At 64.1% G+C, this 16,241-nt stretch carries 13 protein-coding genes; 10 read left to right on the forward strand and 3 right to left on the reverse strand.

What is annotated here, in order from left to right:
* Positions 1–182: 182 nt before the first annotated feature.
* From XH91_RS33150 to ugpB, 3 genes are all read right to left on the reverse strand, one after another.
* On the reverse strand, positions 183–1,805 hold the full coding sequence (locus tag XH91_RS33150; protein ID WP_128954507.1) for an ABC transporter substrate-binding protein: 1,623 nt from the start codon (positions 1,803–1,805) through the stop codon (positions 183–185).
* A gap of 227 nt (positions 1,806–2,032) precedes the next feature.
* Entirely contained in the window at positions 2,033–2,992 is a 960-nt protein-coding gene (locus XH91_RS33155; RefSeq protein WP_128954508.1) for an aminoglycoside phosphotransferase family protein, read from the reverse strand.
* Between the two features lie 133 nt (positions 2,993–3,125).
* A complete protein-coding gene (ugpB, locus tag XH91_RS33160) occupies positions 3,126–4,451 on the reverse strand; it encodes a sn-glycerol-3-phosphate ABC transporter substrate-binding protein UgpB (RefSeq protein ID WP_245477256.1) in 1,326 nt (441 codons plus the stop codon).
* Positions 4,452–4,708: 257 nt separating this feature from the next.
* On the opposite strand from ugpB, the gene XH91_RS33165 reads away from it, so the two are divergent.
* The 10 genes from XH91_RS33165 to XH91_RS33210 all read left to right on the forward strand — a co-directional run bounded on the left by XH91_RS33165 (position 4,709) and on the right by XH91_RS33210 (position 15,983).
* Entirely contained in the window at positions 4,709–5,704 is a 996-nt protein-coding gene (locus tag XH91_RS33165) for a TRAP transporter substrate-binding protein (protein ID WP_128954510.1), read from the forward strand.
* A gap of 54 nt (positions 5,705–5,758) precedes the next feature.
* Positions 5,759–7,789 carry a sensor histidine kinase gene (locus tag XH91_RS33170; protein ID WP_164933576.1) on the forward strand — a complete coding sequence of 677 codons (2,031 nt, stop codon included), beginning with the start codon at positions 5,759–5,761 and terminating at the stop codon, positions 7,787–7,789.
* Positions 7,759–9,504 (forward strand): ATP-binding response regulator, encoded by a 1,746-nt coding sequence (locus XH91_RS33175; RefSeq protein WP_128954511.1) that lies wholly within the window; start codon positions 7,759–7,761, stop codon positions 9,502–9,504. The genes XH91_RS33170 and XH91_RS33175 overlap by 31 nt, the downstream gene beginning before the upstream one ends.
* A 12-nt stretch (positions 9,505–9,516) precedes the next feature.
* Positions 9,517–10,254, forward strand: a complete 738-nt coding sequence (locus tag XH91_RS33180; protein WP_128954512.1) for a response regulator — start codon at positions 9,517–9,519, stop codon at positions 10,252–10,254.
* A gap of 301 nt (positions 10,255–10,555) precedes the next feature.
* The gene (locus tag XH91_RS33185; RefSeq protein ID WP_128954513.1) at positions 10,556–11,167 is read left to right on the forward strand and encodes a sigma-70 family RNA polymerase sigma factor; all 612 of its coding nucleotides are present in this window, start codon (positions 10,556–10,558) and stop codon (positions 11,165–11,167) included.
* A 468-nt stretch (positions 11,168–11,635) separates the two neighbouring features.
* Positions 11,636–12,334: a cytochrome c biogenesis CcdA family protein gene (locus XH91_RS33190; protein WP_128954514.1), complete on the forward strand. Its 699-nt coding sequence runs from the start codon at positions 11,636–11,638 to the stop codon at positions 12,332–12,334.
* A gap of 29 nt (positions 12,335–12,363) precedes the next feature.
* Positions 12,364–12,927: a thioredoxin family protein gene (locus tag XH91_RS33195; protein WP_128954515.1), complete on the forward strand. Its 564-nt coding sequence runs from the start codon at positions 12,364–12,366 to the stop codon at positions 12,925–12,927.
* A gap of 85 nt (positions 12,928–13,012) precedes the next feature.
* Positions 13,013–13,987: a hypothetical protein gene (locus XH91_RS33200; protein ID WP_128954516.1), complete on the forward strand. Its 975-nt coding sequence runs from the start codon at positions 13,013–13,015 to the stop codon at positions 13,985–13,987.
* A gap of 266 nt (positions 13,988–14,253) precedes the next feature.
* Positions 14,254–14,847 (forward strand): L,D-transpeptidase, encoded by a 594-nt coding sequence (locus XH91_RS33205; RefSeq protein ID WP_128954517.1) that lies wholly within the window; start codon positions 14,254–14,256, stop codon positions 14,845–14,847.
* 98 nt (positions 14,848–14,945) lie between these two features.
* Positions 14,946–15,983 carry an amino acid ABC transporter substrate-binding protein gene (locus tag XH91_RS33210; protein ID WP_128955071.1) on the forward strand — a complete coding sequence of 346 codons (1,038 nt, stop codon included), beginning with the start codon at positions 14,946–14,948 and terminating at the stop codon, positions 15,981–15,983.
* The last annotated feature ends 258 nt before the right edge of the window (positions 15,984–16,241 follow it).

The following is a 16,241-nucleotide window of genomic DNA, read 5'->3' on the forward strand; positions in this document are numbered from 1 at the left end:
CCCCGGGCGATGCGAAAGCATCGTCCCGAGCGTGGCGGGTGAGGGCTCTCACTACCTAGGGACATCCCCCGTAATCCCTGGCGATCCCAACGCGGAGACACCCTCTCCCCAACCCTCTCCCGCAAGCGGGAGAGGGAGCCCACTGCCGATGCCGATGCGTCGCTGACGATCAGCATGATCCTTCACCCCTTCGCCATCGCGCGATAGTCGAGCCTGCGGTGGAACCAATACTGGTAACCGCTGATGTTCTTCTGCATCGCGACGTTGACGAAGGGTTGATACAGCGGGATGCGCGGGATGTCGGTGAAGGCGAGATCGACAAAGCCCTTCACGTCGGCATCGTAAGCTGCCTTGTCGCCTGATGCGGCCGCGGTGCGCGCGCCGTCGATCAGCTTGTCCATCTCCGCCGACTTGTAGCTCATGGTGTTGAAGACGGAATTGTTGCCGTGATAGCACCAGTAGAAGAAGTATTCGGGGTAATCGAGCCAGCCCGAGAACACGTTGGTGAAGAGCGGCATCTCCTTCTTGTTCAATTCGGTGCGCCAGTTGGCGCCGGGCACCTTGTTGATGGTGGTCTTGATGCCGATCTGCGCCAGACTCTCCTGCACCAGCACGCAGAGCGGCTCGTTGACGCCGGCGAAATTGAGATCAAACGAGATCGTGGTCTCGAAGCCGCCCGCGAGCCCCGCTTCCGCCATCAGCGCCTTCGCCTTGTCCATGTCGGTGTTGTATTTGTGCGGCTGCGGCCAGGCGACTTCGGTCGGCTTGTCCGCAGGCGCGCCGAACATCGGGTTCGCCAGCCCGAACATCACCGCGTCCATGATCTTCTGATAGGGCAGCGCATAGGCGACCGCCTGGCGCACCTTCGGATTGTCGAAGGGCGGCCTGGTGACGTTCATGCCGATATATTGGATGCCGTTGGAGAACGGCAGCGAGACGACGTTGAGCTTGCCGTTCGCCTTCATCTCCTGAAAGTCCTTGTTCGGCAGCTCGTAGGAGACGTCGGCGTCCCCGCGCTCCAGCAGCGCGCGGCGGTTGCCGGCCTGCGGCACCATGCGCCAGATCACGCGCTTGATCTTCGGCAAGGGACCGCAGACCCAATCGTCGTTGCGCTCCATCACCACTTCCGTGCCGGCAGTCCATTTCGTCACCTTGTAGGCGCCGGAGCCCGCGGTCTGCTGCTTCGTATATTCGAGACCCCAGGGGTCCTTCTCGCTGGAATGCTTCTTCACCAGCTCGGAGTTGACGATGCAGGGCACGATGACGGCGAGGTCGGGGATCGTCAGCCTGTCCTTCTTCAGGAAATCGATGCGCACGGTGTAGTCGTCGATCACGACGAACTGCTCCGGCTTGGTGAGCGAGCCCGCGCTCATCTGGAAGGTCGGGAAGCCGCCGACGCTGACGGCGCGGTCGAGCGACCACTTCACGTCCTTCGCGGTCACAGGCGCGCCGTCGTGAAATTTGGCGTTCTTGCGCAGCTTGAAGGTGACCGACATATCGTCGATCTTGAACTCTTCGGCGAGCTCGCCCTTGAACTTGTCGCGGTCGTAATAGGGCACGCCGCCGGGACCGCTCTTCATCTCGTGGCTGATCAGGCGGTCGTAGCAATTCCACGACACCTCATAGCCGGGCACGTTGGTGCCGACGCCGTGGATGTCGAGATTGTTGGGGCCGCCCTCGGAGACGATCAGCAGCGTCTCGGAGCGGGCATCGGCATAGGCCGAGGTGATGACATCAGGCGCGGCCGGAAGCGCCGCGCCAGCGGCCAATCCGGAAACGGATTTAAGGAAATCGCGGCGCTTCATGAGACTGCTCCAACACGGAAGTTTCTGGTTGGAACAGGATTCGCAAGGTTCGTGCCAAGGGTTAGCGGGAGGTTAAATCAAGTGTAAACAGTTGATATTCCTGATGTACTGTCGAATACGCGGTCGAGAAGCCGTGGCTTGAGTTCCAGGCATTGCATGCAAAGAAAGACATTTTGCTTATTTAATAGGCCGCGATTGAAGTCAGCACAACCAATAGGCAAGGGCCGTCATTCCCCCCAGATCAGCTCCTGCAATTCGACCAGATCATTCGCCTTGTCCTGCCAGCCCTCGATGCAGATGTGGCTGTTGAGGTCGCTGGCGTGGTGCAGCAGCATCAGGGCCATCAGGCGGCGCTTCAGCGCGAAGTCGGGATTTGTATAGCCAAAACCTTCGAGCAGGCTGCGCACCCTGCCCGGCCGGCCCGCCGACATGAAGGCGCTGGGACCGAGCAGATCGTAATCGCGCCAGCCCGCCCGGACATCGCCGAAATCGAACAGGCCGGCGAGCGACCATTGATCGTCGCGGCTGGCGAGCAGGAAATTCTCGGGAATGTATTCGCCGATCAGGATCACCGGCGGCGCGTCCATCGGGATCAACCTCGCCGCGTCGCGCAGGAGGTCGTCGAGGCCAGCAAGGAATTTCGGCGCAAGGCCGAGACGCGTGTGCCTGTCGCGACAGCCCCGCATCTGCGCGCGCATGAACGCGTCCCAGGGCGGCTCGAGCCCGGCGAGCGGGCCGAGCGGCGCGCGCTGCACGGACGCGATGGTCTCGCCGATCTGGCGCAGTACGCGCTGTTTCTGCGTTTCCGGCAGGTGCGGCCAGACCTCCGAGCCAAGCGTGCCCGATAGAAGCGTGATGACGAGATAAGGCCAGCCGTCGCGCTCGCCCTCGGCGACGATCTCTGGGATCGGCAGATCAAGCCGGCCATTGAGCTGCATCAGCGAGCCACGTTCGGAGACGAATTGCGCGCGCAGCAGCGGCGGGAAGATTTTCAGGATCAGGCGGTCGCCAAGCCCCACGACGAGATTGGTGCCGGTTGCAAAGACATGCGGCGAGGCAATGTCGAGGCCGTGGCCGCGCGCGATATCGAGCGCGATCGGCAGCCATTGCGACGGATCGAAGCGAAAGGCGCGAAAGCTTTTCGCGTCGGCGAAGTGAGGCAACGTTTGCGATGGAGCCATTGTCATCAGTGTACTTTTTCTGGCTTCGGTGCCAGCCAAGAAGACGGTGCACCTCTCCCGCTTGCGGGAGAGGTCGCGCCGAAGGCGCGGGGGAGGGGGCGCACCGTGCTCGCGGCCACAGCCAAGTTCATCCGCAACATTACCGCTCCGGGCTGGCGCGTTCGAACTGGCGCAGCAGCTTGTTGCCGCGCTCGACCGCGGCATCGAGCGCGGCTTGCGCGCTCTTGTGGCCGGCAAAAGCCTGCTCGAGCTCTTCCTCGATGGTGCCACGGATCAGGTTGAAGGAGCCGAGCCTGATGCCCTTCGAATTCTCGGTCGGCGGATGCAGCGTGATCTCCTCGAACGAGATCGCCGAGCCCGGATTGCGCTCATAGAAGCCTTGCGCGCGCGTCAACTCGAAGGCGGCGCGGGTCACGGGCAAATAGCCCGTGTTCTGGTGCCAGGCCGCCTGCACGCCTGGCTGCGACAAATAGGCGAAGAACCGCGCCACGCCCTTGTATTCCGTGCGCGGCCGGTCGCGCAGTACCCACAGCGTGGCGCCGCCGATGATGGAATTCTGCGGCGCGCCCTTCACGTCCGGCCAGTACGGCATCATGCCGTAGCCGATCTCGAACTTCGAATTCGCCTTGATGTCGGCGCGCGTCGCCGACGAACCGATAAAGATGCCGCATTCGCCGTTCTGGAAACGCGGCTCGGCGGCTTGCCCGCGACCGCTATAGTCGAACAGTTTCGTCTTCTGCCATTCGGCGAGCTGGGCGACGTGCTTGACCACGACCGGATTGTTGATGGTCAATTCCGCATCAAGGCCAGCAAAGCCGTTCCCGCGCGTGGCCAGCGGCAGATTGTGAAACGCCGAGAAATTCTCGATGTGGATCCAGGACGGCCACGACGTGGTGAAGCCGCACACGGCGCCGCGCTCGCGCAGGCGCTTTGCGGCCTGCCCAAGCTCTGGCCACGTCTTCGGCGGCGTCTCCGGGTCGAGGCCGGCGTCGCGAAACATGGTCTTGTTGTAATAGAGGATCGGCGTCGACGAGTTGAACGGGAAGGACAGCAGATTGCCCGTGGCATCGGTGTAATAGCCGGAGACCGCCGGGAGATAATCGTTGAGCGAGAACGGCTCGCCCATGTCGCGCATCATGCTGTAGACCGGATAGATCGCGCCCTTGGCCGCGTTCATGGTCGCGGTGGCGACCTCGTTGACCTGGACGATCGCGGGCTGGCTGCGCGAGCGGAAAGCGAAGATCGCTGATGTCACCGTCTCGGTGTAGTTGCCCTTGTAGGCAGGCACGATGCGGTAGTCCGACTGCGAGGCGTTGAAGTCGGAGGTGAGCTTCTCGAGCTGCTTGCCGAGCTCGCCCGACATGGCGTGCCACAGCGCGATGTCGGTGGTGGCGCGCGCTTGTAAGGTGAATGTAAGGGCCGCAGTGGCGGCGGCGACCTGCAAAAGGCGCAATGCTGAAGTCACGATGGCTCTTCCGTATGACGACGCAAAAGGCGACCACACCCTGCTTAAGGCGCGCTCCTCACGGTTTCAACCGGGAATGAAGCCGGACGGCGGCGCACAATCATCCGACCGGGCGGGATGGCCTTCCCTTTACCATCTGGAATCTTCATCTTGACGCGTTTTCTTTACGCGAACCGGTATCCACTTCGCTCGAAAACGCTTTAGATTGCATTGAACCTTTTGGTCCCGTCATAGACTCCATCTCCGAGGGGTTGAGTGTGCCAGTGTTAAACCGTGCCGAACTCTCACGGACCGGGGTGATTTTCGTCGCGCTTCTGCTCGCCATCTGCGCGACGAGCGCCGCTGCGCGTGAATTCCGCGCCGCCGACACCCAGACCGAGGATTACCCGACCGTCCAGGCGCTGCGCTACATGGGCGCGCTGATCTCTGAGCGCACCGGCGGCCGGCACGAGATCAAGGTGTTTCACTCCCGCCAGCTCGGCGAGGAGAAAGAGACGATCGAGCAGACCCGCGCCGGCGCGATCGACCTCAACCGGACCAATGTGGCCCTGATCGGCAATTTCGTCCCGGCGATGAACGTGCTCGCCATGCCGTTCCTGTTCCGGTCCATCGAGCACATGCAGAAGGTGCTGGACGGGCCGATCGGCAAGGAAATCCTCGGCAGCTTCGAGCCCTATGGCTTCGTGGGGCTCGCCTTCTACGATTCCGGGGCACGCTCGATCTACAACAACGTCCGTCCGGTCAAGAGCCTCGCCGACCTCAAGGGATTGCGGATCCGGGTGCAGCAATCGGAGTTGATGAGCGAGATGATCCGCGCGCTCGGCGCCGAGCCGGTCGAGCTGCCCTATGGGCAGGTGCTGACGGGGCTCTCGACCCATCTGATCGACGGCGCCGAAAACAACTGGCCATCCTTCGTGACGACAGACCATTACAAATACGCCGGCTACTACACCCTCACCGAGCACACGATGAGCCCGGAGGTGCTGGTGATGTCGCTCAAGGCCTGGAGGAGCCTGTCGGCCGAGGACCAGACCATCTTCAGGGAAGCCGCGGCCCGCTCCAGCCTGTACATGCGCGAGAAATGGCGCGACCTCGAGGAGCAGTCGCAGCGCAAGGCGGAGGCCTCCGGCATCATCGTCACGAGGGATATCGACCGCAAGCCGTTCGAGGACGCGATGGCGCCGATCTACGCCAAGGCCGCGCAGGATCCCACTGCTGCCGCGCTGATCGAACGCATTCGCAAGGTGGAGTGACGCCGCGTGATCGCGCCCGGCACCAGCGAGAGCGCAGAGCGGCCGGCCGGCCCGATCGGGCGGCTGCGCGCGCGTCTCGTCGGCGTGCTGCGGGCGGTGCCGATCCGCTGGCGTATCCTCTCGATCGCGGCGCTGAACTCCGCCGTGGTGATCGTGCTGGTGGCGATGATCTGGAACGGCGCGCAGGTGCTGAGCTCCGCATGGGACGACGTACGGCAGGTGCGCGAATCCGACCGGATCCTGGCACTGCTCGAGAGCGAGACCGGGCGGCTGCAGAACCTGATCCACCGCTACATCAACCAGCCGAGCCCGGACCTGTTTGCCGAGATCCTGCTGCTGCGCGAGGCCGTGCTGGGCACGCTGGCCGACCGCGCCGCCAAGGACCCAATGCTGTCGGGGTCGGTCGAGGAGCTGGAGCGCACCACCGACCGCTTCCTCAACGGCTTCGGCGAGCTGCGCAGCGTGCAGGCGACCATTGCCAAGACCTATGAGGAGCAGGTGCAGGGCCCGGCCAAGGACATGGCCGGCCTCTATTCCATCATCGAGGGCGCCACCGGCCACCGCGACGCGCTGATCTGGCCCTCGCTCGGCAAGTCGCGCGAGGCCTTCACCGCGATGCTGGTCGCGGCCAATTCCTATTACCTGTCGCTGTCGCCGGGTGCGGCCGACGATGCGCGCCGCAACACCGAGACGATCGAGAAGACCATTCCCGTCATGATCGATCTCGCCGACAACGATTTGCAGAAGATGGCGCTGCAAAAGCTCGCCACGCGCACCACGGCGCTGCGCGAAGGTTTTGCAAAACTGTCGGAGCAGTTGACGAACCGCACCGAGCTGCTGCGCAACACCATCGACGCCAGCCAGGCCGAAGCGATCGGCGCCATCGACGATCTCTCGACCAAGATGCGCCAGCGCGAGCAGAAGGCGCAGGAGACGTTCGACCGCACGCTGGCGGATATTTCGCGGCGGGTGCTGTCGATCGCGGTGATCTTCCTCGGCATCATCCTCACCGCCGGCGTGCTGATCGCGCTGTCGATCCGGCTGCCGCTGCAACAGATCATGACCGCGATGCGCGCGATCACGCTCGGCGATCTCGGCCGCGAGGTGCAGGGCACACGCGCGCGCGACGAGGTCGGCGCCATGGCGCGCGCGGTGGAGGTGTTCCGCGAGAACGCGATTGCCAAGCGCCAGACCGAGGACGAGCTGCGCGCGTCCAAGGAAAAGGCCGAGAGCGCGCTGCTCGAGCTCAACACCGCGCAGCAGAATCTGATCGACGCCGAACGGCTCGCGGCCCTCGGCGGCCTCGTCGCCGGCGTCGCGCACGAGGTCAACAACCCGATCGGTATCAGCCTGACGGTGGCCTCGAGCTTTGCGAGGCGCAGCGAGATCTTCGAGGCTCAGCTCAGGGGCGACGGGGGCCTGCGCCGCTCGCAGCTGGAGGAATTCGTGCAGTCCTCGCGCGATGCCTCGCAGCAGCTGGTCGCCAACCTCACCCGCGCCGGCGAGCTGATCCAGTCGTTCAAGCAGGTCGCGGTCGACCGCTCCCACGCCGAGCGGCGGCAGTTCTCACTCAGCGAAGCCACCGACCAGATCATCGCGAGCCTGCGGCCCGTGCTGAAGCGCTCGCCGATCACGCTCCAGGTCGACGTGCCCGAGGGGCTGCTGCTCGACGGCTATCCCGGCTCCTATGGCCAGATCCTGACCAACCTGTTCCTCAATGCCGCCAACCACGCCTTCGCCGACAGCCGCGCGGGCACCATCACGATCTCGGCCCGGCCGCGCGGCACCGAGGATATCGAGATCATCTTCGCCGACGACGGGGCCGGCATGACCCCGGACGTGCAGCGCCAGGCCTTTGACCCATTCTTTACCACCCGCCGCAATGAAGGTGGCACGGGACTGGGCTTGCATATCGTCTATAACCTTGTCACCCAGCAGCTCGGCGGCCGGATGATGCTGGAATCCAAGCTGGGACAAGGCACTACTTTTCGGATTATCATGCCGCGGATCGCCAAGGGCGGCGCGCAAAGCACAGAAAGTGACGGGACTTCTCAATGGCCGAACAGGACGATGTCCTCCACCTGATCGACGACACCGGTACCGCGTCGGAGGACACGGACGCCCGGAAATGGAAAATCGCCGTCATCGACGACGATCCGGCCGTGCATGACGGCACCCGTTTTGCGCTCTCGGACTACAGCCTGAACGGCCTGGGGCTCGAAATCCTCTCCGCGCATTCCGCGGCGGAAGGCCGCAAGCTGATGGCGGAGCACAGCGACATCGCCGCGGTGCTGCTCGACGTCATCATGGAGACCGACGTCGCGGGCCTGGAGCTCGTCGAATACATCCGCAACGTGCTCAAGAACGAGACCGTGCGCATCATCCTGCGCACCGGCCAGCCCGGCCAGGCGCCGGAGCGGCGCGTGATCGTGCAGTACGACATCAACGACTACAAGGCCAAGACCGAGCTCACCGCCGACAAGCTGTTCACCTCGCTGACCGCGGCGCTGCGCTCCTACCAGCAGCTCGAGCGCATGGTGCAGACGCGGCGCGGGCTCGAGATCATCATCGATGCGGCCTCGACGCTGTACGACTTCAAGTCGATGCAGCGGCTCGCCGAGGGCGTGCTGACCCAGCTCGCCTCGCTGCTCAATGTCGACTGCGCAGGCATCCTCGTGCTGCGCGACAATGGCGGCGTCGACGCCGAGCTCTCGGTGCTCGCCGGCAGCGGCTGCTACAGCCGCTTCATCGGCACGACCTCGTCGAAGGCGCTCGACCCCGATCTGCGCCAGCTGGTCGAGGACGCGTTCCAGCGCCGCAAGAACGAATTCGCCGACCACCGCAGCGTGATCTATTTGCGCACCGGCTCGGGCCGCGAGGTCGTGGTGCTGCTGCAGTCCGAGCGCGACCTGTCCGAGACCGACCGCTCGCTGGTCGAGATCTTCTCGAGCCGGCTCTCGATCGCGTTCGACAACGTCATCCTCTATCAGCAACTCCAGGACGCCAACACCCAGCTGGAAGACCGCGTCGCCCAGCGCACCCGCGCGCTGATGCAGGCCAACCGCCGGCTCTCGGCGCAATGGCTGCGGCTGCAGCGCGCCAACGGCTTCAAGAACGAGATTCTCGGCACCGTCGCGCATGATCTGAAGAATCCGCTCGGCGTCATCCTCGGCCGCACCGAGATGCTGAAGGAGCTGATCTCGACCGGCGCCTCGTCGTCAGGCGTGGTCGCCCAGGTCGATCATATCAGAGACGCCACGAAGCGGCTGACCACGATGGTCGACCATCTGATCTCGGACGCGATGGCCGATGCCTTCGACATCACCATCCGCCGCGAGCCGGTCGACGTCGCGGCGCTGGTCAAGGAGGTCGCCGAGGCCAACCAGCCGCTCGCGGTCAACAAGCAGCAGACGATCAGCGTCAGCGCGCCCGCCAACATCGTCACCATGTGCGACACCGACCGCATCCGCGAGGCGATCGACAACCTGATCAGCAACGCCATCAAATATTCGCCGATCGCGGGCAAGATCACCGTCGCGGTCACCCATGAGGGCAACGACACCATCGTCCGCGTCAGCGACGAGGGCGCCGGCCTGTCGCCGGAGGATCTCGGCCGCCTGTTCGGCCGGTTCCAGCGGCTCTCCGCAAAACCGACGGCAGGCGAGAGCTCGACGGGGCTTGGGTTGTCCATCGTCAAGCGTATTATCGACATGCATGGCGGCGAGGTCACCGCCGATAGCAACGGCCCGGGCAAGGGCTCGACCTTCACCATCACCCTGCCCGCGACCGAAATGCCGTGATTTGAGTGTGACATGACACAAAGCCAGCACATCATGATCGTCGACGACGAGGCCCCGGCCCGGGAGATGGTCGGCGATTACCTCAAGATGCACGGCTTCACCGTGACGCTGTGCGACGGCGGCAAGTCCTTGCGCACCGCGATCGACGGCAGCATGCCCGATCTCGTCGTGCTCGACCTCAACATGCCCGAGGAAGACGGCCTGTCGATCATCCGCGACCTCAAGAGCCGCATCAACGTGCCCGTGATCATGCTCACGGCGACCGCGAGCCCGATCGACCGCGTCGTCGGCCTCGAGCTCGGCGCCGACGATTACGTCGCAAAGCCCTGCGAGCTCAGGGAATTGATGGCGCGCATCCGCTCGGTGCTGCGGCGGAGCACGCCGGCGAAATCGGCAGGCAGCGACGCGGCGCCGGCGAAATCGGACAAGGATCAATTGGTGCGCTTTGGGACAAAGTGGCTCGACCTCGAAGCCCAGGCCCTGCGCGACGACGAGGGCAATGAGCATCCGCTGACCGCGTCCGAGTTCGGGCTCTTGAAGGTGTTCGCGGCCAATCCGAAGCGCGTGCTGTCGCGCGAGCGCCTGCTGGAGCTCGCCAATGCGCGCGACGCCGAAGCCTTCGACCGCGCCGTCGACCTGCGCATCATGCGCATCCGCCGCAAGATCGAGCCCGACCCGACCAAGCCTGCCGTGATCCGCACCATCCGCGGCGGCGGCTATTTGTTCTCGCCGCAGGGCGAGAAGGCGTAGGCCGGGCACGCGGACACGCACTGCGCGCGCCCCGGGACGACGGCAATGGGCGTAACGCCCCCAAACGCAAGCCCCGGAAATTCGTTCCTCCCAGTCCGATTCTGCGGTATCGTATTTTCCAAGCCTTGAAATTCCACGCTTTTTTACACCGAATGTTTCGTCGCAAGTCGAGCGACGAAACAATTTGGCGGCGCACGAAACCATTTTCCCCTTTTCGTGCAGACGTCCCGAAACGTTGGCTGATTAACACTTTGGTCCAAGGAAACGCCGCTCGGTTGCGGCGCACCGGGGAGCCAGGTCAATGCCGAACGTCATCGCCATCAACGCCCAAGCCAGCCAGAGCATCATTGCTGCCCAGGCGACCTCGGACGACATGCTTCTCGAAAGCATTGCCGACGGCAACCGGACGTCCATGCACATTCTTTATTGCCGTCACAATGTGCGGGTCTACCGCTTCATCCTGCGCATCGTCCGTGACGCCACCACGGCCGAAGACCTCGTCAGCCAGGTGTTCCTGGACGTGTGGCGGACCGCCGGCCAATTCCAGGGCCGCTCGCAGGTCTCGACCTGGCTGCTCTCGATCGCCCGCTTCAAGGCGCTGACCGCGATGCGCCAGCGCCGCTTCGAGGACATCGACCAGGAAGACGTGCGGCAGATCCCCGACGATTGCGACACGCCGGAGACCTCGCTCGACCGCAGCGATACCAGCGCCATCCTGCGCGCCTGCGTCCAGAAGCTGTCACCCGCACATCGCGAGATCATCAACCTCGTCTACTACCATGAGAAGTCGGTGGAGGAGGTCGGACAGATCATCGGCATCCCCCAGAGCACGGTGAAGACGCGGATGTTCTACGCCCGCAAGCAACTCGCCGATTTGCTTAAGACTTGCGGCGTCGACCGCTTCGCCGCCTAAGCCTAAGGATTTCAATGGGATAGGACCGGATTTCCGGCCCCATCCCGGGACACGAAAGCGTTACCGCCGACGAAACAAATGAAACAAAGCACAACATCAGGCGGAAAAACTTCGTCCCTATAAAGATCGCATACGGTTTCGTTAAACCCTCCCAAGACCTCCAGCGACCCGGACGGGATGCCCCCCTCCGGGTCGTTTTGTATTTGGCCCGCCTCGCGCGGCTGGCTCCCGCCTCTCCCGCTTGCGGGAGAGGCCGACGCACTCGCAGAGTGCGGCGGGTGAGGGCTTTTTCCTCTGGGGGATTGTCCCGCTGTAGAGATACCCTCTCCCCGACCCTCCCCCCGCAAGCGGGGGAGGGAGCGCACTGCCGCCTGGGCCAGCGCCTTGCCTGTCACGAACGTGTGACGCCCCGTAACGACAGCCCCACTGCATCCGAACTGCCCTCGTGACCTCCATCACGAGTGCCCCATGCTCGAGCTTCTCTTCGCTATCCTCGCCGGCATCCTCACCATCGCCGCACCCTGCACGCTGCCGATGCTGCCGATTTTGCTCGGCGCCTCGATCGGGCATTCGTCGCGGGCGCGGCCGGCACTGATCGCGCTCGGCTTCATCATTTCGTTCTCGGCGGCGGCGCTGCTGCTCGGCGCGCTGACGAAACTGTTCGATTTCGATCCGAATGTGCTGCGCGAGGCGGCGGCGATCCTGCTGCTCGGCTTTGGCCTTTTGATGCTGTGGCCGGCGCCGTTCGAATGGCTGTCGATCCGGCTCAATGGCTGGCTCAATCTCGGCGCGGTGGGCGGCGCACAGCGCGAGGGCGCGCTTGGCGGCCTCGTGCTCGGCACCACGCTCGGCCTGGTCTGGACGCCCTGCGCCGGCCCCGTGCTCGGCTCGATCCTGACGCTGGTCGCGACGTCGAAGAATCTCGGCTGGGCCGGCACGCTGCTGGTTGCCTATGCGATCGGCGCAGCGATCCCAATGCTGGCGATCGCCTATGGCGGACAGGCCGCGACCACACGCGTGCGCAGCCTGTCCCGCATCTCGCCGCGCCTGCAGCAGGGCTTTGGCGTGGTCGTGATCGCCTTCGCGCTTGCCGCCTACTTCCAATACGACACGCTGATCGTGGCGTGGCTCACCGGCTTTTACCCCACCGGCCAGATCGGCCTGTGATCCCTCACCTCTCAACGGAGAACACGTCCATGACTTTCAAGCTGCTCGCCGTCTCCGCCGCCCTGATCGGCTTCACTGTGACCGGCGCCGTGATCCCCGGCATCTGCGACGAAGCCACGCCCCCAGCCGTCAAGGTCGCGGCCGCGAGCCAGGCGGTGACCGCGCCCGATTTCGCCGGCATCAGCAACTGGTTCAACTCGAAGCCGCTGAACATCTCTGATCTCCGCGGCAAGGTCGTGCTGGTCGACTTCTGGACCTATGGCTGCGTCAACTGCGTCAACACGCTGCCGCACGTCACCGACCTCTATGCCAAGTATAAGGACAAGGGCCTCGTCGTGGTCGGCGTGCACACGCCGGAATTCCCGTTCGAGCGCTCCGCCTCCAACGTGCAGGCGGCGCTGAAGCGCCACGGCATCACCTATCCGGTGGCACAGGACAATGACTCCAAGACCTGGGATGCCTACCGCAACCAGTATTGGCCGGCGCAATATGTGATCGACCAGACCGGCAAGATCGTGTTCCAGCACGAGGGCGAAGGCCGCTACGACGAGATCGACCGCACGGTGGCCAAGCTGCTCAACGCCAGCAGCTAAGGCCGATTGCGGCGGCTCAGCGTTGTTGCTTGACTCCACGGACCCGTCCGTGGAGGTTCGCGGCGACGCAAAACCAGCCGCCGCAATGAACGACGCGACCACCAGCAACGACATCCGCCTTCGCGAAGGCTCCTCGATCGCGCAGCGGCTCGTCGTGGCCGGCTCTGCGGCGGCCGTTGCGCTGTGCTTCACGCCGGGGCTGTTCACCCACGATGCCCTCGAGATCGTCATCTCGGTGGTCGCGCTGCTGGCGGGGGCCGCTTTCGTTGGCGTGGTGATGCTGACGCCGGCGGTGGTGTGGATCATCACGCCGGACGAGATCCTGATCGGACGGCAGCGTCCGTTCGGAAAGCTCCAGACGCGAATCGTCGCGAAGGACGACATCTCGGGATTGCAGGTTCCCGGCAGCAAGACGGCAAAGGCCCGCTTCCAGCTCGCCTTCACGCTGGCCTCCGGCGAGCGCCTGACCTCCCCGCCCCTGTCCGACGTGACCCATGTTCATGACACCGTGGCGCGGATCGCGGCGCAGTTCGACGTCCCTGACGTCGAGGCGCCCGTCAATCCGCTCGATGCCAGCAATTCCGAGATGCGTCTTGGCGATCCGGTCGAGCCATTTTCGCAGCGCGACCTCAGGATCGCGGCCTTGATCGCCGTCGCGCTGAGTGTCGCACCCTATGCCTACAGGCTCTGGCGTGGCCTGCCGCCCCAATGGATCGATTACCTGCTGCTGCCGCTGGGTCTGATCGCGGCATTCGGCGTCTACCGATTTGCCAACCTGGTCACCGGCGCGTTCTGGATCATCCGCGAGGGCGATATTCGTGTCGAACGCCTCTGGGGCAACGGCCAACCGCGCGTGGATCAAATCGAAGGGCACGACATCAAGGCGATCACGGTCGATCGCCGCGGCCGCTCCGAGGACGAGCACTGCATCGTCGTGATTCGCCTCCACTCGGGACGGCGGTTTCGCAGCCCCAGGATCGGCTCGCGCAACGAGGCTCGCGCCGTGGGCGCCGAGATCGTGCGGCGGCTGGGGATCGGGCCGGAGGCCAGTCAGATCTGACCGATTGGCGAACTTGACCTAACCGCGAGCTCGGTCTGAGCCTCTCCCCGCCCCTCCCCCGCACGCGGGGGAGGGAGTGCACCGACATCGAGGCACAATCTGTGCTTTTCGCGCCAACCCACCCTGTTCATGGTGTTGATCCCCGTCAAAAAACCAAAGCATTCTCGTGACATACCAATCGGGCACGCCTTGAACTTGCCACGAAGCTGCCCCTGAGTTCAGATGGTTCGGAACGATTTGCGCTGTGGCAGCGGGGAGAGCTTGAAATGACGGATTTTCGTCGCCTGACGGCGACATTATTGGCTGCAATGGGCCTGATCCTGTCCGCGCCGCAAGCTTTCGCGCAACAGCCTGATCGCGGCGACGAGCCGGGCTTGATCGCCGACGACAGCTATGAGCTCGATCCGGAATGGCAGAAGCAGGTCGTGTACTACCGCACGACCGAGCCGCCGGGCACCATCATCATCTCGACCGCCGAGCGCCACCTTTACCTGATCCAGCCTGGCGGGCGTGCGATCCGCTACGGCATCGGCGTTGGCCGTGACGGCTTCCAGTGGCAGGGCCTGGTGCAGATCACCAACAAGAAGGAGTGGCCGGACTGGACGCCGCCGCCGGAGATGATCCAGCGCCAGCCCTATCTGCCGCGCTTCATGGCCGGCGGCCCCGGCAATCCGTTGGGGGCCCGCGCCATGTATCTCGGCAACACGGTCTACCGCATCCACGGCACCAACCGGCCCGATACGATCGGCACCAAGGTGTCCTCGGGCTGTTTCCGCCTGGTCAACAATGACGTCGCCGATCTCTACGATCGCGTTCCTCTCGGCACCAAGGTGGTGATCCGTCAGAAGCCCGAGCTCTAGGCCTATCGTTCGCGCACGATCGCTTGGAATTTCCTAGGGATCGTGCGTCCCGCCTTTTCCAGAATTCCTTGTCCCGATTTTTTCGAGAGAGCAACATGATGCGCACATTTCGAGGCGGCCTGCTGATCGGGCTCGCGGTCGCCGTGCTGGTCGCCGCCCTGGCCATTACCTACGAATTCTACGACACCCGCACCTTGAAGCGCACCGTGCGCCGCGGCGAGGTGCTGTGCGGCGTCAACAAGGGCCTGCCGGGCTTCTCGATCCCCGACGACAAGGGCAACTGGACCGGCTTTGACGTCGATTTCTGCCGTGCTGTCGCGTCGGCGATCTTCGACGATCCGAGCAAGGCGAAGTTCATTCCGCTCGATGCCAGCGAGCGCTTCAAGGAATTGCAGAGCCGCAAAGTCGACATCCTCTCGCGCAACTCCACCTGGAGCCTATCGCGCGAGCTCGAATACGATCTCTATTTCCCTGCCGTCGCCTATTACGACGGCGAAGGTTTCATGGTGCCGCGCTCCCGCGACAAGGAGACCTCGCTCGACCTCGCCGACAGCAAGGTCTGCGTGCAATCGGGCACCACCACGCTGCTCAACCTCGCCGACTACTTCAAAGCCAACAACATGAAGTATGAGCTGGTGAAGTTCGACAAGCTGGAAGACGTGGTGAAGGCCTACGACACCGGCAAGTGCGATACGCTCACCGCCGACGTCTCCCAGCTCTATGCGCTCAGGCTGAACCTGTCCAAGCCCGCCGACCACATGATCCTGCCCGACGTGATCTCCAAGGAGCCGCTCGCGCCCGTCGTGCGCCAGCGCGACGACGACTGGATGATGATCGTGAAATGGACGCTCTACGCGATGATCAATGCCGAAGAGCTCGGCGTCACCTCGCAGAACATCGACGAGGCCCTGAAGTCGAAGAAGCCGGAAGTGATGCGGCTGGTCGGCACCGAGGGCAATTACGGCGAGCAGCTCGGCCTGACCAAGGACTGGGCCGTGCGCATCATCCGTCATGTCGGCAATTACGGCGAGATGTACGAGCGCAATATCGGCGCGAAGTCGCAGCTGAAGATTCCGCGCGGCATGAACCAGCTGTGGAATGCCGGCGGCGTTCAGTACGCGCCGCCGATGCGGTGAGTTGGTCTAACCGCCGTCATTGCGAGCGAAGCGAAGCAATCCAGAATTCCTCGGCGGTGACGACCTGGATTGCTTCGCTTCGCAATGACGAGCTTGGGGCGAATTCTCTCCACCCACTCAACTGTCATCGCCCGGCTTGTCCGGGCGATCCAGTACGCCGCGGCCTCTCCGTAGATCACTACTGTCTCTGGAACACTGCGTCGCCCGGTCGAGCCGGGCGACGACACCGCGTATGTGGCGCGCCCTTCGCGCCTCGCC

This window comes from Bradyrhizobium guangzhouense, from assembly GCF_004114955.1.
GTDB classification, from domain to species: Bacteria; Pseudomonadota; Alphaproteobacteria; order Rhizobiales; family Xanthobacteraceae; genus Bradyrhizobium; species Bradyrhizobium guangzhouense.